Genomic DNA, 19958 nt, shown 5'->3' on the forward strand with positions numbered 1-19958 from the left:
ATTAAACGCAATTAAAATCCAGTAGAATCACGGCTTTTGATATTTTATTACGGAAGCTGCTGAGAAAAATTGCGTTTCCATCTTGTGAGGCAATTTGAATTCTGTCATACGTAATTAGGACAGCAATGCTGTCCAATTAAACGCTGATGCAGACGGAAGCGACACAACGCTCTCCGAAAAGTTTCAGAAAGAGGCGCCGTACTGGCAGGCACATAGCCTGGCGGTAACAGGCGCCCCGACCGCGACAGGAGGAATTCTAGTGCGCCATTTTCTGGTGGGCTGAGTGTCGTCTGTCCAAGCCTGATGAGAATAAGGCGCTAAACATCGTTCCTCGCACCGGCTTTGCCGCTCGCCCGGGACCTCGTCCAACGCCTTGTCGATAAGGCTTCCTTTATACGTAAAGCAACGGCGGGATGGTTGTCACACCATCTCGGTATATACTGATCGCGCACCTCATGATGAGGGCCAAACGGAGGGAATGACGATGACGCATTTGACGCCATCTGTATCGAATGTGGTTTCTCACAACGTACAGAACGGAACGGTCAAAGCTGCGACGACCGCTCCCAACCGAACGACGCGAAAAACGACAGCGGCGGGTTTGCCCGCAGCGCAAGGACTTTACGATCCGCGCAACGAACATGATGCGTGCGGCGTTGGCTTTATTGCGCATATGAAGGGCAAGAAGTCGCATCAGGTCGTTGAAAACGGCCTCAAGATGCTGGAAAACCTCACCCATCGTGGTGCGGTTGGTGCCGACCCGCTGATGGGCGATGGCGCCGGCATTCTCGTGCAGATTCCGGATCGCTTCTTCCGCGAGGAAATGGCGCGCCAGGGCATCGATCTGCCGCAGCCTGGTCATTACGGCGTCGGCTATCTGTTCATGCCGCGCGATCCAGAATTGCGTGCCCATATTGAAGAGATCGTCAAGGAAGTCATCGCTGCCGAAGGCCAGACCTTTATCGGCCTGCGCGAAGTGCCTGTCGACAATTCGTCCCTGTCCAAGGCGCCGGATATTGCCACAACCGAACCGTTTCACGTTCAGGTTTTCATCGGACGCAATCCGATGCTGGAGACGGACGACGATTTCGAGCGCCGTCTGTTCGTTCTGCGCAAGGTCATTTCCAACCGCATCTATCAGGAAAATGACGGCGACGATAAGGGCTTCTATGTCGTGTCCATGTCGGCGCGTACGGTCGTCTACAAGGGCATGTTCCTCGCTTATCAGGTTGGTGCCTATTATCAGGATCTGAAAGACCCGCGTTTCGAAAGCGCGGTGGCGCTGGTGCATCAGCGCTTCTCCACCAACACTTTCCCGTCCTGGCGTCTGGCGCACCCATACCGCATGGTTGCGCATAACGGTGAAATCAACACGCTTCGCGGTAACGTCAACTGGATGGCTGCGCGTCAGGCTTCGGTGGACTCGGAACTGTTCGGCAACGATATTTCCAAGCTCTGGCCGATTTCCTACGAAGGCCAGTCGGACACGGCTTGCTTCGACAATGCGCTCGAATTCCTGCATCAGGGCGGCTACAGCCTTGCCCATGCGATGATGATGCTGATCCCGGAAGCATGGTCAGGCAACAAGTTGATGTCGGATGAACGCCGCGCGTTCTATGAATATCATGCAGCACTGATGGAACCATGGGACGGTCCGGCAGCGGTGGCTTTCACGGACGGTCGCCAGATTGGCGCGACGCTCGACCGCAACGGCCTGCGTCCGGCGCGCTATATCGTGACGGACGATGATTTCGTCATTCTGGCTTCGGAAGCCGGTGTTCTGCCGGTCGAGGAAAAGAAAGTCGTCAAGAAGTGGCGTCTCCAGCCGGGCCGCATGCTGCTGATCGATATGGAAGAGGGTCGCATTGTTTCGGACGAGGAAATCAAGTCCCAGATTGCGCAAAAGCACCCTTACAAGCAGTGGCTCGCCAACACGCAGCTCATTCTGGAAGACCTCAATCCGGTCGAACCACGTGCGCTGCGCAAGGATGTGAGCCTTCTCGACCGCCAGCAGAGCTTCGGCTACACGCAGGAAGACACCAAGCTGTTGATGTCGCCCATGGCCACGACCGGTCAGGAAGCCATTGGTTCGATGGGTACGGATACGCCGATTTCGGCCATGTCCGACAAGTCGAAGATGCTGTTCACCTATTTCAAGCAGAACTTCGCGCAGGTCACCAACCCGCCGATCGATCCGATCCGCGAAGAACTGGTGATGAGCCTTGTCTCGTTCATCGGCCCGCGTCCGAATATTTTCGACCTTGTCGGCACGTCACGCCGCAAGCGTCTGGAAGTGCGCCAGCCGATCCTGACCAATGGCGATCTGGAAAAGATTCGTTCCATCGGCCACACGGAAGACCGCTTCGACACCAAGACGCTCGACATCACCTACAATACGGGTGAGGGGGCAGCCGGTATGCACGGCGCAATCGAGCGCCTTTGTGACCGTGCCGAAGCGGCTGTTCACGGCGGCTACAACATTGTCATCCTGTCGGATCGTCAGGTTGGTCCGGATCGCATTCCGATCCCGGCTCTTCTGGCGACGGCAGCCGTGCACCATCACCTGATCCGCAAGGGCCTGCGCACTTCGGTCGGTCTGGTGGTGGAATCGGGCGAGCCGCGCGAAATACATCATTTCTGCTGCCTCGCTGGCTACGGTGCCGAGGCGATCAATCCTTACCTCGCCTTCGACACGCTGCTCGACATGCATCGCCGTCGCGAGTTCCCGCCGGAAGTGGACGAGAATGAAGTCGTCAAGCGCTACATCAAGTCCATCGGCAAGGGCATCCTCAAGGTCATGTCCAAGATGGGCATCTCGACCTATCAGTCCTATTGCGGCGCGCAGATTTTTGATGCAGTTGGCCTGCAGACGGGCTTTGTCGACAAGTTCTTCTTCGGCACGGCAACGAGTATTGAAGGCGTTGGTCTCGATGAAATCGCGGAAGAAACCGTACGTCGCCACACCGACGCTTTCGGCAGTGATCCGGTTCTCCTGACCTCGCTGGAAGTTGGCGGTGAATATGCCTACCGTATGCGCGGCGAGGCTCACCTGTGGTCGCCGGATGCAGTTGCCAGGCTGCAGCATGCGGTGCGCACCTCCAATCCGGAGACCTTCACCGAATATACGCGCATGCTCGACTCCAAGTCGGCGCAGGCGAAGACTATTCGCGGCCTGTTCAATATTCGTTTCGCTGAAGAGCGCGGTCTGAAGCCGGTTTCCATTGATGAGGTCGAACCGGCGACGGAAATCGTCAAGCGCTTCTCGACGGGTGCGATGTCCTTCGGCTCGATCTCCAGAGAAGCCCACACAACGCTGGCGCGCGCCATGAACGCGATTGGCGGCAAATCGAACACCGGCGAGGGTGGTGAGGAGCCAGATCGCTTCTATCCGCTGCCGGATGGTAAGCCGAACCCTGAACGTTCTGCCATCAAACAGGTGGCATCGGGCCGTTTCGGTGTGACGACGGAATATCTCGTCAACTCCGATCTGATCCAGATCAAGGTCGCGCAGGGTGCAAAGCCCGGCGAAGGCGGACAGTTGCCGGGTCACAAGGTCGATGCGACTATCGCCAAGACCCGTCACTCGACGCCGGGGGTAGGCCTCATTTCGCCGCCGCCGCACCATGACATCTATTCGATCGAGGATCTGGCGCAGCTGATCTACGACCTGAAGAACGTCAATCCGGCTGCCGATATCTCGGTCAAGCTGGTGTCGGAAGTGGGTGTGGGCACGGTTGCTGCTGGTGTTGCCAAGGCGCGTGCCGACCATATCACCGTGTCGGGGTATGATGGCGGTACGGGCGCCTCGCCGCTTACCTCGCTGAAACATGCCGGAAGTCCCTGGGAAATTGGCCTCGCCGAAACCCACCAGACGCTGGTGCTGAACGGGCTTCGCTCCCGCGTGGCATTGCAGGTCGATGGCGGCTTGCGCACCGGTCGCGACGTCATTATTGGCGCGCTGCTCGGTGCGGATGAGTTCGGTTTCTCGACCGCTCCGCTGATTGCTGCCGGTTGCATCATGATGCGCAAGTGTCATCTGAACACCTGCCCGGTGGGCGTGGCAACGCAGGACCCGGTTCTGCGCAAGCGCTTCAAGGGCACGCCGGAACACGTCATCAACTTCTTCTTCTATCTGGCGGAAGAAGTGCGTGCCTTGCTGGCAGAGATGGGCTTCACCAAGCTGGAACAGATTATCGGCGAGACCGAGTTTCTGGAAAAGCAGGCCATGATCGACCATTGGAAAGCCAAGGGTCTCGATTTCAGCCGCATCTTCTACAAGCCTGAAGCCGAGAAGCACGAGATCTACTGGACCGAGCGTCAGCATCACCCGATTGAGGATGTCCTTGATCGCAAGCTGATTGCCGAGGCTATGCCCGCACTTGAAGACCGCCAGCCGGTCAAGATCGACATCGATATCAAGAATGTCGACCGTTCTGCCGGTGCGATGCTTTCCGGTGAGGTTGCCAAGCGTTTCCGTCACAAGGGCCTGCCGGAAGACACCATCGCCGTTACCTTGCGCGGTACGGCTGGCCAGTCTTTCGGTGCGTTCCTGGCGCGCGGCGTCTCGTTCGAACTGATCGGCGATGGTAATGACTATGTCGGCAAGGGACTTTCGGGTGGTCGTATCGTCATCCGCCCGCCGGAAGACACGCGCATCGTTGCCGAAGACTCCATCATCGTCGGCAATACCGTGCTCTACGGTGCGCTTGAAGGTGAGTGCTACTTCCGCGGTGTTGCAGGCGAGCGTTTCGCCGTCCGCAACTCCGGCGCGGTCACGGTTGTCGAAGGCGTGGGCGACCACGGTTGCGAATATATGACCGGCGGTGTCGTCGTGGTTATCGGTCAGACGGGTCGCAACTTTGCGGCGGGCATGTCGGGCGGCGTCGCCTACGTGCTTGACGAGGAAGGCGATTTCGCCCAGCGCTGCAACATGGCGATGGTCGAACTGGAACCGGTTCCGGAAGAGGACGACATCCTCGAAAAGCTGCATCACCATGGCGGCGACCTCATGCACAAGGGCCGTGTGGACGTTTCGGCCAACATGACCCATCATGACGAGGAACGTCTGGTGCAGCTGATCGCCAATCATCTGCATTACACCGGCTCGACGCGGGCGAAAGATATTCTCGACAATTGGGAGAGCTATCGTCCCAAATTCGTGAAAGTCATGCCGGTCGAATACCGCCGTGCTCTGGAAGATATGGAGCGTATGCGGATCGGTGTTGCTGCTGAATAGGACATGATCCTGAAAAGTGGAGCCCGGCCTTCAGGTCGGGCACCCTTCGCCATGTGAGAGATAACAACGTCCTTGTATGCCAGCGCATTGGAAGATGATGCGGCGGACAGGGCAACTTCCGGCAAAGCCGACCATGCGCTGGTCGCAGGCCGAGGGGAGTAAGAGAATGGGTAAGGTAACTGGCTTTCTTGAAATCGACCGGCTGGTAGCGAAGTACCAGCCAGCGTCGGATCGTATCCGCCACTTCCGCGAGTTCACCATTCCGATGACGGATGGCGAAGTGCAGAAGCAGGCGGCGCGCTGCATGGATTGCGGCATTCCGTTCTGCCATGGCCCGACGGGCTGCCCGGTACACAACCAGATCCCGGACTGGAACGATCTCGTCTATAACAACAATTGGGATCAGGCGATCCGTAACCTGCATCTGACCAACAACTTCCCGGAGTTTACCGGTCGCGTCTGCCCGGCGCCTTGCGAGGAAGCCTGCACGCTGAACCTCGAGGATACGCCGGTTGCGATCAAGACGGTCGAGCAGGCATTGGGCGACAAGGCCTATGAGCTCGGCCATATCGTGCCACAACCAGCCGCCAACAAGACGGGCAAGTCGGTCGCCATCATCGGTTCTGGACCGGCTGGCCTTGCCGCTGCTCAGCAGCTGGCCCGTGCTGGTCACATGGTTGATGTTTATGAGCGCGAAAGCCGCCCCGGCGGTCTGTTGCGTTACGGTATTCCAGATTTCAAGATGGAAAAGCACCTCATCGACCGCCGCGTCGCGCAGATGGAAGGCGAGGGCGTTCGCTTCCTGTGCGGTGTGAACATCGGCGTCGACAAGCCGCTGCGCGGTCTCCTCGATACCTATGATGCGGTGCTTTACAGCGGTGGCTCGGAAACGCCGCGCCCGGCGGGTATTCCGGGTGCAGATTTTGAAGGCGTGCATGATGCCATGCCTTATCTGGTTCAGCAGAACCGTCGCGTCGGGCGCGAAAATATCGAATCCGTTGCCTGGACTTCGGCTCCGATCCTGGCAGGCGGCAAGCATGTCGTTGTGGTCGGCGGTGGCGATACCGCCTCGGACTGCGTGGGCACGGCGTTCCGTCAGGGTGCGGTCAATGTCACGCAGCTTGATATTCGTCCGCAGCCGCCGGAAAAGGAAGACAAGCTCAGCGTCTGGCCTTATTGGGCGACCAAGATGCGTACCTCTTCCAGCCAAGCGGAAGGTGCTTCCCGCGAGTTTCAGGTGGCAACGCTGGAGTTCATCGGCGAAGACGGCCGCCTCACCCATGTGAAGTGCTGTCAGGTTGATGAAAAGCGCAAGCCGATTGCCGGAACGGAATTCTTCATCAAGGCCGATCTGGCCTTCATCGCAATCGGTTTTGCCGGACCGGCAGAAGACAGTGTGGTCAAGGAACTGGGCGAAAAGCTCGACATCGTGACCGACCGTCGCGGCTCCAAATCGGTCAAGGCCAATGAGCGTGACTACCGCACCAATGTCGACAAGCTCTATGCAGCCGGTGATGCGCGCCGTGGACAGTCACTGGTCGTCTGGGCGATCCGCGAAGGCCGTCAGGCTGCACACGCCATCGATGCTGATCTGATGGGGAGTTCGGTTCTACCGCGCTAAGAGAGACCCAAAGAAATGAAAAGCCCGCCAGATTGGCGGGCTTTTTGTTTTTAGCCTTGGCTGCGTCGCGACTTCATCACCAGATAGGCGATGGCGAGAAGCACGAACCAAAGCGGGGTGACTTTCAGTGCGGCTGCGGTGTCCGGCTCTTGCGCCAGCGCCCAGAGAATGAAGGCGAAGAAGGCGAAGACCATCACGACGGCTGCGCGTCCGCCGGGCATTTTGAAAGTGGACTTTTCATGCAGGTCGGGGCGCTTGCGACGGTATTGCAGATATGACGCCAGAATGACCGACCAGATGAAGATGAAGAGCAGCGCCGAAATCGTCGTGACGATGGTGAAGGCTTCGATAATGCTCTGGCCAGCATAAAGCAGAACCACGCCCGCAAGCAGGAAAACGCATGAGAAGAACAGCGAATTGACCGGTACTTTCCGCTTGTTCAGCTTGCCGAGCGCCTTCGGTGCGAGTTTGGAAGTGGCAAGGCCGTAGATCATGCGCGAGGTCGAGTAGATGCCGGAATTTGCGCTCGACGTTGCCGAAGTCAGCACGACGAAATTCACGACATGGGCTGCGATGCCGAGACCGGCGAGCGAGAACATGGCGACGAACGGGCTTGAATTCGGATCGACCTGATCCCACGGAATGACGGTGATGATGACGAACAGCGCACCGAGATAGAACAGTACCACGCGGATCGGGATGGAATTGATTGCCTTGGGCAGATTGCGCTCCGGGTCCTTGGTTTCAGCGGCGGCGGTGCCGACCAGTTCGATACCGACGAAGGCGAAAACCGCGATCTGGAAACCGGCAACGAAGCCGAGGAAGCCATTGGGGAAGAACCCGCCATGGTTCCAAAGATGGGCGACCGATGCCTGACTTCCATTCGGAAGCGTAAAGCCGGTCGAGAGCATATACACGCCTGCGATGATCAGCCCGACAATGGCGACGATCTTGATGAGGGCAAACCAGAATTCGATTTCACCGAAATTGCGCACGGTCGGCAGATTGAGCGCCAGAAGCGTGAAGATCAGTCCGAGCGCCGGTATCCAGAGCGCCAGTTCCGGGAACCAGAACGAGACGTAGCCCGAAACGGCAACCACGTCGGCCACACCGGTCACAATCCAGCAAAGCCAATAGGTCCAGCCGGTGAAGAACTGTGCCCACGGCCCGAGGTAATCGCCTGCGAAATCCGCAAAGGAGCGATATTCGAGATTGGACAGCAGGATTTCGCCCAATGCGCGCATGACGAAGAACAACATGAAGCCGATCACGGCATAAACCAGCAGGATCGAAGGGCCTGCCAGCGAAATGGTCTTGCCCGAACCCATGAAAAGGCCGGTGCCGATAGCGCCGCCAATGGCGATCAGCTGCAGGTGTCGGTTGGACAGATTGCGTGCAAGATGGGGTTCCTCCTCCCGATGTGGATCGACAGAAGGCTTTGATGCGATATTCATTCAAACGCCTCTTGTTTCTGGCGGACGCTGGAAACTACTCCCGCTCGCGCGAGGAAAAGCGCCCTTCCTGTCCAGCCCTTTCAGGCTGACGGCGCCTTCTGATAGACGATGCGAACGCTCCTGTGAACAGCGCAGAATGTAGCAATTAGAATCATATCGGATAGAGAAAGGCGCGGGCTATCAATCAGCTGATAGCTCAATCCTATTGAGGAACGGCAATAATTTAGGGATTTGAGCTCTTCTGTGGCCAGGAAAAGTCGTCCGCTCGTCCGGGTGAAGGTTTGCTCTCAGTCCGGGCTGGCCGTGTGGCTTGCGGACGCGCTGCGATGTTGCCACCAAGTAGAACACCGCTATCGTCCTTATCAACGTCCCGAATGCTGACCGGTGCCACGCGATCAACCGGCTTGGACGGGTCATGCGTGCCTGCTGCGGGCAGGGGCTGATCTTCTTCCTTTGCGCCGCCGAGATAGGCGCGAAGCGGCTTTTCCGCATAGAAGGCGAGCTTGCGCTTGCCTGCCGAAGTTATGTTGATGCCGTCATTGCCGCGCAGGCGCGCGGTCTGACCGTTAATGTCGAAGCCGGTCTGGGTGAAATTACCATCCTCATCGACAAAACCATCCCAGACATCGGCAAATTTTCCGCCCGCCTTTTCAGTGGCAGTGCGATAGATTTCATTGAGCGCCAGCATATCTTGCGACATGCCTTTCGGGCGAAAGGGTGGCTGCCCTATCCACACCAGAGGAAAATGCTTGTCGTTGATCACCTTGATGAAGGCGGCGACGCGCTTTTGATATTCTTCATTCCATTCCGGAGATCGGGCTGGCAGACTTACGCCTTTCTCGGTGATTGCCTGTCTGTCGTTAGAACCGATCATCACGACGACAGCAGCCGGTTTCTCCTCGTCCAGTATCTTTCCGATGTTGTCGGGCCAGTCGAAATGATCGTTGCGCACAAAGCCGGAGGAGCCATTTATCCGGGTTACAACCTGAAGATCGGGGTCCAACGCGAAAGCAACATCAAGGCCTTCGGCCAGACCGTTGCCGATGAAATCACCGACAACAAGAACCTTTTTGGCATCTGGCTTTTTCTCGACGAACTCGACTGCCGGGGTCGCAGCCGGTGGCGGCGTCGGTCGTGAAGCGGGAGAGGTGGTCTTGGGCCGCTTCGCCTTTGGCCGGGCGCGTTGTGGAGTGGGCTGCTGATATTGGCGCTGTGGCTGTGCCTGCCGCGAGCCGAACAAGAGATCGAAAAGCGTGCGCGGACGTTCCTGTGCAGAAGCCGTGATGATGCCTGAGAACAGCAGAGCTGCGACTGCCAGCAGGACACCAGCAGCGTTCACCATTCGTCTCCCAATCCGATTTTGGCGCATCAGTCTTGCCTTCATGGCCTTTATATTAGCTTGGCTGCTTGGAAAAACAAAATGGGGCGCACTTGATCAGAAGCGCGCCCCATTCGATAATTTACCCGACAGTCTAGCGACGGCGCAGGACCGACAGAACTTCTTTGCTCGGATGACCGTCCGGCTGAAGTCCGTTGCGCTGCTGGAAGGCTTCGATGGCCGCCCGCGAAGTGGAGCCGATCTTGCCATCAATATTGCCGTCATAATAGCCGAGCGCTTTCAGATGCGTTTGCAATTCCTGCCTCTCGTCCATGGTAATCGGCGTGAATGGGCGATTCCAGTCCTGACGAAGTCCCTGATAGCCGCCGATGCGATCGGCAAGCAGGCCGACAGCAAGTGCGTATTTGTCGGCGTTGTTATAGCGCTTCAAGACGAAGAAATTCTTTGTCATCAGGAAGGCGGGCCCCTGACGACCATCCGGCACTTTCAGCGTTGCTTTTTCGCTCGGATCGGGGAAGGCGCGTCCGTTGGCACGAACGAGACCGATCTTCTGCCATTCGGCAATCGAGAGTGAGCCGGAAGGGAACTTGCGTCCTTGTGGCAAGGCTACTTCGTAACCCCAGCTACGGCCCGGCTGCCAGCCATTGCGATGCAGGAGGTTGGCCGCTGTACCCAGCGCATCGGGGATCGAATTCCAGATGTCACGCTTGCCATTGCCATCCATATCGACGGCATAGGCCTGATAGCTCGTCGGGATGAATTGTGTGTGGCCGAGCGCGCCGGCCCAGGAACCGGAAAGATGGCCGCGGTCAATATCGCCGGTCTGGAGAATCTTCATTGCAGCAATCAGCTGTGTGCGGCCATATTTGGCGCGACGCTGGTCTGCATAGGCAAGCGTTGCCAGCGAACGGACGGCATCGCGCATAACGTCATCACGCTTGAGAATTTCGCCGTAATTGCTTTCCATCGACCAGATGGCGAGCAGGATATTGCGATCGACCGAGAAACGCTGTTCGATGCGCTGGAGCCACGGACCCCATTTGCGCGCCATGTTCTGGCCGACTGAAACGGAATGTTCGTTTACGCGGTTATCGACGTAGTTCCAGACCGGTTCGGTGAATTCGGGCTGATAGCGGGCCTTCTGCAGCACGACCGGGTCTGGCGCATCCACGCCGCGAAATGCGCGGTCGAACGTGGAAGGCGAAACACCTGCATTTATGGCGACAGGGCGAAAACTGGCGACCCATTGGCGAAATTTCGCATCAGCCAGTGCGGAACCGGTCGTCAGCGTTGAGGCGAGCACAGCTATCGCAACCGTTGCAGCTGCTTTCAGCTTCATCGTCTGGCCCACCGTGAATGGAAATCGCAGCATTCTGTGTTTCCCTTCTGCAATCAAATTTAGCCGATACCGGCGCGTTTCCCTTCGACCTGGATTCTGCCCGTTCCGGATTGCATTATTCAATTAATACCATCCTGTGTTGAATTTGAGCCAGCAGAAAATTCCGGATCGAACCGTTGAACGTTCAATTTAGAACCTGTCGGTTAGCAATTGGTTTACCATCGCGGCCTTGCTTTAAAATTCGCTAAAGTTTCGAAAAATTTTTGAATCAAGCAACATTAAGGTCGGGTCATTGAATGTGATGGGATGGGTCACGCAATTTCGTCGTTCTTTAATGAAAAGGCCTTATTTGAAATTCAGTCGTTTCAATGCTTTGATAGTAAATCTGAAATAGTGAAATCGAGGAGAGGAATGAGTTCGATCCGAAAAATTCGCAAGGCCGTGTTCCCTGTTGCAGGTCTTGGCACCCGCTTCCTGCCCGCCACCAAATCCATCCCCAAAGAAATGCTGACGGTCGTCGACAAGCCCGTCATTCAGTATGTGGTCGATGAGGCGCGCGAAGCTGGTATCGAACATCTGATTTTCGTCACCGGGCGCAACAAGGCGGTCATCGAAGACTATTTCGATGCGCAGGTTGAGCTTTATTCCACGCTCGCAGAGCGCGGCAAGAAGGCGGAACTGGAGCATCTTCAGGATATCCAGCCGCAGCCGGGAACGACAAGCTTCACCCGCCAGCAGGTGCCGCTCGGTCTTGGCCATGCAGTCTGGTGCGCTCGTGAGCTCGTCGGTGATGAGCCCTTTGCTCTCCTGCTGCCAGATATGGTCATGCAGTCGAAGAAGGGCTGCCTGAAGGAGATGGTTGAGCTTTACGAAAAGACCGGCGGCAACGTCATCGCCGTGCAGGAATGCGACCCGGAAGAAGCGCATAAATACGGTATCGTCGGCAAGGGCGAAGCCATCGGCAGCGGTTTCGAAATCACGCAGATGGTTGAAAAACCTGCCAAGGGCACGGCGCCTTCCAATCTTTACATCAATGGTCGCTATATCCTGCAGCCGGAAATCTTCGAACTTCTGAGCAAGCAGGAAAAGGGCGCTGGCAACGAAATCCAGTTGACGGATGCCATGCTGAAGCTTGCCGACGCACAGAAATTCTTCGGCTTCGATTATCAGGGCCTGACATTCGACTGCGGCTCCAAGGCTGGTTTCATCGAAGCCAACGTTGCCTTCGCGTTGTGGCGCAACGACATTCGGCCTTCGGTCGAAAGCTCGATCGGCAATCTGCTGAACACCATCAAACCAGCCTGATATAACCAGTCAAATCTCTGGTCACGCCCCCTGCAAAGGGGGCGTTTTTTTATGGTCGCGGGTATTATTTCCGTGAAACTTGCTTTTTTTGACAATGACAATAGGCTTTTGGCCTAGTACGTACCCAAAAAAGTGTGAAACATCTTTTGGGTGCAATCGGTCCAACAGGTTCCTCCCCCCTCATAAGGAATAAAGCATGCAGGAATTCCAGCAGACGATGGGTGCAGGCGCGCTCATCTCGATAGCGGTGGGCGCTGTTCTATTATTGCTTTTGCTCATCATCCGGTTTCGTGTCCATGCCTTCGTAGCGCTTATAATCGTCAGCCTCTTGACGGCGCTCGCGACCGGCATCCCGGCAGGCAATATTCTGACGACAATCACTTCCGCCTTCGGGTCAACCCTTGGCGGGGTGGCACTTCTGGTCGGTCTTGGCGCAATGCTGGGCCGGTTGCTTGAAATATCCGGTGGCGCCCAGGCGCTTGCCGACGATCTCATCCGACGGTTCGGCGAAAAGCGCGCGCCCATGGCGCTTGGCATCGCGTCGCTCATCTTCGGCTTCCCCATCTTCTTCGATGCGGGATTGGTCGTGATGCTTCCCGTGGTCTTCACCGTCGCACGGCGCCTGAAAGGAAGCTTGCTTCTCTACGGTATTCCGGTCGCAGCGGCCTTTTCGGTGATGCATGTTTTTGTGCCGCCGCATCCGGGCCCGGTGGCCGCATCCGAGCTTCTGGGTGCAGATGTGGGGCTTCTCATCCTCGTCGGGATCGTGGTCGTCATACCTGTCTGGTTCATTGCCGGGCACCTTTTTGGTGCATGGATCGGCAAGAAGATCGTACTTCCGATCCCCGATAGTTTTGATGCCGGGAAAAACGGAGAAGAAGCTGTCAATCCCCCGAGTTCCGGCTTGGTCATGTTGCTGCTTCTGCTGCCGCTGGTTCTGATCTTCATCAATACGGGGCTCGATTTTGCCCGCGCGCAAGGCTGGGTCAGTGCTGATGCAAACTGGTATCAGCTGGCGCGAATGATCGGATCGACGCCGGTTGCTCTCCTGATTTCAGTGCTGGTGGCATCCTATGTGCTTGGGCCACGGCGCGGCAGAGATGCAGCCAGCGTCGAACGCATTCTCGATTCGGCGCTCGGTCCGGTGTGTTCCATCATCCTGATTACGGGCGCAGGCGGCATGTTTGGCGGTGTTCTGCGTGCTTCCGGCATTGGTGACGCCTTGTCAAATGCGTTCGCCGATACAGGACTGCCTGTCATCGTGGCAGGCTTCCTGATCGCAACGATTTTGCGCGTAGCACAGGGGTCGGCAACGGTAGCGCTGATAACGGCTGCCGGGCTTATCCAGCCTGCCGTTCAGGCTGCCGGATATCACGGGCTTGAGACCGCCGCGGTGGTGATCGCCCTTGCTGCAGGGTCGGTCATGCTCTCCCACGTCAACGATTCCGGTTTCTGGCTCGTCGGTCGTTTCTTCAATATGGACGTCAAGACAACGCTGAAAACCTGGACGGTTCTGGAAACCCTTATCGGGCTTCTGGGCTTCGGCATGGCGTGTATTCTGTTCTGGCTCGCTTAAACTCACGATAAAACGGCATCCCGAAAGGGATGCCGTTTTATCTCCACACTAGAGCATTTCCTGTTTTAATTGAATCATTGGAAATGCTCTATCTGTTTGTTTTTAATCATGTCTTTATCCCGAAACCGGATCCCACTTTCGGGAGACATGCTCTAGCGCTGCACCTTCACGCCGAGATAGACGCTGTCGGCGGTATATTCGCGATCGGAAATCTTGCTTGTCAGGAATTCGTGACGCAGGCGCGCATCCAGCCCGACAAACCGGTTGATCCAGTAGGTTGCCCCGATCTGCGCACCGATCGTGTAATCGGTTCCGGTGCCATCCTTGTTCTGCCGGATATTCGCGTCGAGCCTGCCGTTGAGGCTCAGGTCTGAACGTATGCGGTGCGTCACATCGAGGCTGGCAAAATGCAGGAGCGACCCTGCAATGCCGGGCGTGGTCGAAGTATCGACCATTGTCTGCGCATAGAGGCTCACATCGGTTCCGCGCAGCGGTGACCAGTTGAGCGCTGCATTGATCGACGGTCCGCTGATGTCGCCAAGACGAGAATCATCGCTGTTGGCGCGCATGTAACCGGCGGCGAATTCGCCGTTCAGCTTCTCGCCCATATCCAGCATCATACCGCCGCGCAGGGCAAATTGTGATCCGCTGCGTTCATAGCCGTTGCTGTCTACCTTCTCGTCGAAGATGCGCTTGCCCAGCTCAACTTCAGTGAAGGGCTTGATTGCCGGGGACAGGCTGAAGCCGCCGCGCAGCGTAATGCTGGCATAGGTGTTGTCGCGATCCTTCTGGCTGACCGTGCCGCCGGAGGACAATTCCGCATCGCCATAAATATTGTGCTCGACCCGTCCGGTTGCGCTGCCGAAGATCAGCCCCATGTCTCGTTCGACGCCGAGGCTTCCATTGAGTGTGTGAACCAGAGGCCGTTGCAATGCGCCGACGACCCCGTTCGGGCTTGACGCGCTTTCGCGGCGCAGCCGATAGCCTGCGCCAGTGTTGACGGTCGTCTGGTCACCGAGATCGAAACGCAGTTTGCCCTGAATATCGACCTGCGGTTCGGAAACGTCTTCGCCCGAAATGGACTTGGCCCATGTGCCCGAAGCATCGAGTGTTGCCTGATGGCGCGCCCAGTCCGACTGTGCATTGAGCCGCAACGTGGTTTCGTTGAGAACGGCGCTGGAACCGCTTGCGCTGTTGTCGCCGTTGGTCGTGACACGGATACCCTGTTCCAGCGACGGTCGCAGGATGAACGAACCGGTGCGAATGCCGACCGGCGCGAACGGGTCGGTTTCCTGCGTGAAGCTTCGGCCCTGCTCGGGCGATTGCCGGAGATTTTCGCGCTGTGCCCGGCCCGTTTCGTCGCTTGCGTCGGTATCGACCGAGCCAACACGAATATTGTCGGGTCGAAGCGGCTGACGGTCCTGCGGCACGGGAACGGTCGGAGCGGTTTGTGTTGTGGTGGTCGGGTCTGCCGCTGTCGTGTTTTCAGGCGGGGTATAACTGTCGTCGGTCGTCTCGCTGGCGCCGTCATCATATCCGGGCGCGGCAAGCCCGCGATTTGCGAGCGTTTCCGGCGAGGAGGCTGAAAGCACGTCCTCGGCAACGCTTCCGCGCAGATAGGCTTCCTGAGCAAATGCAGAACCATGCCAGATTGCTATCGCCACGCCCGACAAAAACAGGCATTGCAGCCTGCGGGCAATGGGCGTCGAACCGCCAGAAGGGGTCTTGGCAAATAGCATGTCGTGTTTTCAAACCGTCGCAACGTGGTAGATGAACGGTAAAGGCACATGGTTAATTCTTGGTTGCTGCGGCTGAATTCATGGCGATGCTCGCTGCACAAATGTTTGGACAACCGACTGTGAAAAAGTTAACCCTTGCCGCCATGGAAAAGCTCGATCAGATCATCCCTCCGGCAGATGCGGAAGCGACTATTGCTTCGGCGCTGCGCACCATAAAGACCGAAAATGCGGGCCTCGCAGCGCTTGAAGAAGCGCTGAATGACGGCCTTTCCGGCCCCTTTGTCGAAGCGGTGAAGCGTATCGTCGCCTCGCGCGGACGTCTGGTCGTTACGGGCGTCGGCAAGAGCGGTCATATCGGCTCCAAGCTCGCTGCTACTTTTGCCTCGACCGGTACTTCGGCATTCTTCGTTCATTCGGCGGAAGCCAATCACGGCGATCTCGGCATGATCGACCGCGACGATGTTATTTTGGCCATCTCATGGTCGGGTGAAACGGCAGAATTGAAGGGGATCGTCAATTATTCGCAGCGCTTCCGCATTCCATTGATCGCGATTACCTCACGTGAGGATTCTGCGCTTGGTCGTGCTGCGGATGTCGTGCTGCTCTTGCCGAAAACTGCCGAGGCCTGCCCGCATGGTCTGGCGCCCACGACCTCAACCATGATGCAGCTTGCCATCGGTGATGCGCTGGCAATAGCACTTCTGGAAGCGCGCGGCTTCACCCCGAGTGACTTCAAGACATTTCATCCCGGTGGTTCGTTGGGGGCAAGTCTTATCCATATCCGCGATATCATGCATCGCGGCGAACGCCTCCCGCTGGTGGAAGTGGGCACCTCTCTGCCGGACGCGATGAAGGTTCTGGCGCAGAAGAGTTTTGGGTGTGTTGTGGTTGTCGACGGTGGTGGTGATCTGGCAGGCATCGTCACAGACGGCGATATATCGCGCAATCTGAGCCGAAACCTTGCGGCTTTGGCAGTTGACGACGTCATGACACGCAAGCCCAAGACGGTCGACCAGAACATGCTGGCGACGGCGGCACTCAACACCATCAATGAAAATCACATCGGCGCACTGATCGTCACCGAGGCCGGGCGCCCGATCGGGCTCGTGCATTTCCACGACCTGCTGCGGATCGGCGCTGCTTGATAGGGCATTGAGGCATTATGTTTTGTAGGGCAGATATATTGCCCTACTGCCTTATTCTGCCACTTCAATCTCCAGCGAGACCGGATCAAAAGCCACAACGCGGACTTCTGTTCCGGTTGGCAGATCAGGGCCTTTCACGCGCCACATCGTATCGTTGATACGGATACGCCCGCGACCATTGATGATCGGTTCGGTCAATGTCGCGCGCTGGCCGACCAGCTGCTCGCCGCGACGATTGAGTAAGGGCTCGTCGGCATCGGTGCTGCGTGAGCCAAAAAAGCGACGCCCCACCAGCACGAAAATGACGGCCAGAACCAGAAACACAACCGTCTGAAACTGCCAGCCAAACCCTGTCGTCGAAGACAAGAGAAAGGCGAGCGCACCGGTTACAAGTGCTGCAAGCCCGAACCAGATGAAGAAGAAGCCGGGTGCCGAGATTTCCAGAATGAGCAGGATCAGCCCGAAAACAAGCCAGTTCCATATGCCGAGACCGGACAGATATTCAATTATCATGGCGCCCTCTCTTCTTTTTTGAGCAGCTTTAGCGCCCTGCGGACGGAACGCTGCGCGGGCGGGAAGGGGTCGGCGGCTGCGGTGCCGGGTCTACCGGCCTGCTGCCATCACCAAAGACTTCCTTGGCAATTGCACCAATGCCGCCGAGCGAGCCGATAAGGGCACTCGCCTCAAGCGGCATCAGCACGACCTTTTGGTTCTTGGCGCTGGCAATATTGCTGAGAGCTTCCGTATATTTCTGCGCAACGAAGTAGTTAAGCGCCTGCACATTGCCGTTGGCAACGGCATCGGAAACCATGGTGGTGGCTTTCGCTTCGGCTTCCGCGAGGCGCTCGCGTGCCTCTGCCTCGCGCTTGGCCGCTTCCAGCTTGCCTTCAGCTTCGAGAATCTGTGACTGCTTCTGACCCTCGGCGCGCAAAATCTGCGCGTTGCGGTCGCCCTCGGCTTCAAGAACCTGCGCGCGCTTGTCACGCTCTGCCTTCATCTGGCGCGCCATCGAGGTGACGATATCTTCCGGCGGATTGATATCCTTGATTTCCACGCGGGTCATTTTGAGGCCCCACGGATGGGCAGCTTCGTCGACGACCCGTAACAGACGATCATTGATCGCATCGCGGTTCGACAACAGCTCGTCGAGATCCATCGAACCCATGACGGTACGGATGTTGGTCATGGTGAGATTGAGGATCGCATATTGCAGGTTCGCGACCTGATAGGCTGCCTGTGCTGCGTTCAGCACCTGATAGAAAGCCACGCCGTCAACGCCGACAATGGCGTTGTCACGGGTGATGACCTCCTGCGTCGGCACATCAAGCACCTGCTCCATCATGTTGAGGCGCGCGCCGATGCGGTCAAAAAATGGCACGATCAGATTGAGGCCGGGATTGAGGGTGCGCGTATAGCGTCCGAACCGCTCGACTGTGTAGTTGAACCCCTGCGGCACGGTCTTGATACCGGCAAACAGCGTTGCCAGAACCAGTGCGGCCAGAATGAGCAGCGTGATATCGAAACCGGTCATTGATTGTTTCCCTTTTAAGGCATTAAGGCAGTAGGGCAATATGACAATAGATGCTTTAGCGCGGCAAACATACTGCCCTAATCGCCTATTGCCTTACACCCATCCCTGCAATTCGCGGCGCACCAGTGTCTCGATGACCTTCATGCCGTCTTCGCTGTCGTTGAGACACGGAATATGGCTGAAACTCTCGCCGCCGTTTTCCAGAAATTCTTCAGCAGCCTCATTGCCGATCTCGTCCACTGTTTCCAGACAGTCGGCCACGAAACCCGGATTGAGAACGGCCATCGACTTGACCCCGTGCTTGGCCAGTTCTTCCACCGTTTCGTCGGTATAAGGCTGGAGCCATTCTTCCGGGCCGAAGCGCGACTGGAATGTGGAGCGAAACTGGCTGTCATCAAGGCCCAGCCGGGCCTGCAGCAAGCGCGATGTTTCAAGACATTGCTGGCGGTAGGGGTCGCCCTTGTCCGAATAGCTTTTCGGAATGCCATGATAGGATGCGAGGACCACTTCCGGCTTGAAGGAAAGTGTTTCCAGATGCTTCTCGATGGAGCGGGCCAGTGCTTCGATGTAAACGGGTTCCGTCTCGTAAGACGGGACGATGCGCACCGCTGGCTGGAAGCGCTTTTTCATGAGCGCTTCGAAGAACTTGTCGTTCACCGTCGCTGTCGTCGTTGCCGAATATTGCGGATAGAGGGGGAACATGACGATCCGCTCGCAACCTTGCTGCAGCAGGCGGTCGGTCACGCTTTCAATGGAGGGCTGGCCATAGCGCATTGCCCAGTCCACGACCACATTCGGATAGTCGGCAAGCGCCGTGGCAAGCTTCTCGCCCTGCGCGCGCGTATAGGTCCGCAGCGGAGATTCGTTTTTCTCGCGGTTCCAGATGCGGTCGTAAAGCTTGCCGGAACGCTTCGGGCGAGTGTTGAGAACGATGCCGTAAAGGATCGGATACCAGATAAGACGCGGCCATTCGATGACGCGGCGATCCGAGAGAAACTCGGCCAGATAGCGGCGCATCGGGCCGTAACTCGTGCCATCCGGTGTGCCGAGATTGACCAGCAGAACACCGACCTTGGGCAGTTTTGCCTGCACCTCAGTTTTGGTTGTCTGGCTGGGCTTCTCCTGCACTTTATCCATCTCACTCATCTTCCGACTCCTGTTCAGCCGGAAAACTAGAGAAAAAAAGACAAATTACAATCCTGACAATTGCCGCTGGCGCAATTCTATCGGCGCGAATGTTTTTCGCGCCGTAAATATTTGAAACTTACGCAAGATATCGGGTGCTTATGCTGCCGCGCGCCGTGTCAGGGAGAAGCGCGAACCCGACGACGACGTGCAGTTGAGCTGCGTCGGAGAAACAAGTGCGCAGTTCACTTTTGACGATGTGCCGCGCACGATGGAACGCATGTCGATCTCGACAAGCTGCGGCGACTGGTAACGGTAGTTGCCTTCGGCAAGCTTTTCGTTTGTGTCAGTGGAGCGGGTCTCGAAAATGCCGCCGTTGAACGACGAGACGATGCCGTTTGGATCGACCCAGCTGCCTTCGATGCCGGCAGGGGCGCGGGATACGGTCGGGACATTGCCGCCGACCGGGCCAGTCGTTTCACACGCGGCCAACGCCAGCGACATGACTGCAAGAGGGGCAATGATGCGGAAGCGTTTCATATCCATGC

General features: G+C 57.3%; 13 protein-coding genes. 5 read left to right on the forward strand and 8 right to left on the reverse strand.

Annotated features, from left to right (window positions below; genetic code table 11):
- Window positions 1–484: 484 nt before the first annotated feature.
- Together gltB and KWJ32_RS11930 are read left to right on the forward strand one after the other, a co-directional pair.
- Window positions 485–5236 (forward strand): glutamate synthase large subunit, encoded by a 4752-nt coding sequence (gene gltB / locus KWJ32_RS11925; protein WP_012093567.1) that lies wholly within the window; start codon window positions 485–487, stop codon window positions 5234–5236.
- A gap of 166 nt (window positions 5237–5402) precedes the next feature.
- The gene (locus KWJ32_RS11930) at window positions 5403–6857 is read left to right on the forward strand and encodes a glutamate synthase subunit beta (RefSeq protein ID WP_256885988.1); all 1455 of its coding nucleotides are present in this window, start codon (window positions 5403–5405) and stop codon (window positions 6855–6857) included.
- Between the two features lie 50 nt (window positions 6858–6907).
- Here the strand turns inward: KWJ32_RS11930 and cycA are convergent, their stop codons facing one another.
- From cycA to KWJ32_RS11945, 3 genes are all read right to left on the reverse strand, one after another.
- A complete protein-coding gene (gene cycA / locus KWJ32_RS11935) occupies window positions 6908–8311 on the reverse strand; it encodes a D-serine/D-alanine/glycine transporter (RefSeq protein ID WP_012093565.1) in 1404 nt (467 codons plus the stop codon).
- 223 nt (window positions 8312–8534) lie between these two features.
- Window positions 8535–9653, reverse strand: coding sequence for a DUF459 domain-containing protein (locus KWJ32_RS11940; RefSeq protein WP_012093564.1), 1119 nt, complete (start codon window positions 9651–9653; stop codon window positions 8535–8537).
- A gap of 130 nt (window positions 9654–9783) precedes the next feature.
- Window positions 9784–11022 (reverse strand): lytic murein transglycosylase, encoded by a 1239-nt coding sequence (locus tag KWJ32_RS11945; RefSeq protein WP_012093563.1) that lies wholly within the window; start codon window positions 11020–11022, stop codon window positions 9784–9786.
- 378 nt (window positions 11023–11400) lie between these two features.
- On the opposite strand from KWJ32_RS11945, the gene galU reads away from it, so the two are divergent.
- Together galU and KWJ32_RS11955 are read left to right on the forward strand one after the other, a co-directional pair.
- The gene (gene galU / locus KWJ32_RS11950; RefSeq protein ID WP_012093562.1) at window positions 11401–12294 is read left to right on the forward strand and encodes a UTP--glucose-1-phosphate uridylyltransferase GalU; all 894 of its coding nucleotides are present in this window, start codon (window positions 11401–11403) and stop codon (window positions 12292–12294) included.
- 196 nt (window positions 12295–12490) lie between these two features.
- Window positions 12491–13870, forward strand: a complete 1380-nt coding sequence (locus KWJ32_RS11955) for a gluconate:H+ symporter (RefSeq protein ID WP_010660668.1) — start codon at window positions 12491–12493, stop codon at window positions 13868–13870.
- Between the two features lie 152 nt (window positions 13871–14022).
- Here the strand turns inward: KWJ32_RS11955 and KWJ32_RS11960 are convergent, their stop codons facing one another.
- A complete protein-coding gene (locus KWJ32_RS11960; RefSeq protein WP_012093561.1) occupies window positions 14023–15609 on the reverse strand; it encodes an outer membrane beta-barrel protein in 1587 nt (528 codons plus the stop codon).
- A gap of 143 nt (window positions 15610–15752) precedes the next feature.
- On the opposite strand from KWJ32_RS11960, the gene KWJ32_RS11965 reads away from it, so the two are divergent.
- The gene (locus KWJ32_RS11965) at window positions 15753–16754 is read left to right on the forward strand and encodes a KpsF/GutQ family sugar-phosphate isomerase (protein WP_029929782.1); all 1002 of its coding nucleotides are present in this window, start codon (window positions 15753–15755) and stop codon (window positions 16752–16754) included.
- A 51-nt stretch (window positions 16755–16805) separates the two neighbouring features.
- Here KWJ32_RS11965 and KWJ32_RS11970 read toward each other — a convergent pair whose 3' ends face one another.
- The 4 genes from KWJ32_RS11970 to omp10 all read right to left on the reverse strand — a co-directional run bounded on the left by KWJ32_RS11970 (window position 16806) and on the right by omp10 (window position 19950).
- Window positions 16806–17267 carry an NfeD family protein gene (locus tag KWJ32_RS11970; RefSeq protein WP_012093559.1) on the reverse strand — a complete coding sequence of 154 codons (462 nt, stop codon included), beginning with the start codon at window positions 17265–17267 and terminating at the stop codon, window positions 16806–16808.
- Between the two features lie 28 nt (window positions 17268–17295).
- Window positions 17296–18285, reverse strand: a complete 990-nt coding sequence (locus tag KWJ32_RS11975) for an SPFH domain-containing protein (RefSeq protein WP_010660672.1) — start codon at window positions 18283–18285, stop codon at window positions 17296–17298.
- 93 nt (window positions 18286–18378) lie between these two features.
- On the reverse strand, window positions 18379–19431 hold the full coding sequence (hemH, locus tag KWJ32_RS11980; protein ID WP_012093558.1) for a ferrochelatase: 1053 nt from the start codon (window positions 19429–19431) through the stop codon (window positions 18379–18381).
- Between the two features lie 138 nt (window positions 19432–19569).
- Entirely contained in the window at window positions 19570–19950 is a 381-nt protein-coding gene (omp10, locus tag KWJ32_RS11985; RefSeq protein ID WP_010660674.1) for an outer membrane lipoprotein Omp10, read from the reverse strand.
- Window positions 19951–19958 lie beyond the last annotated feature (8 nt).

Origin of the sequence: Ochrobactrum sp. BTU2, from assembly GCF_024539785.1 — a bacterium.
In the GTDB taxonomy this organism is placed as follows: domain Bacteria; phylum Pseudomonadota; class Alphaproteobacteria; order Rhizobiales; family Rhizobiaceae; genus Brucella; species Brucella anthropi.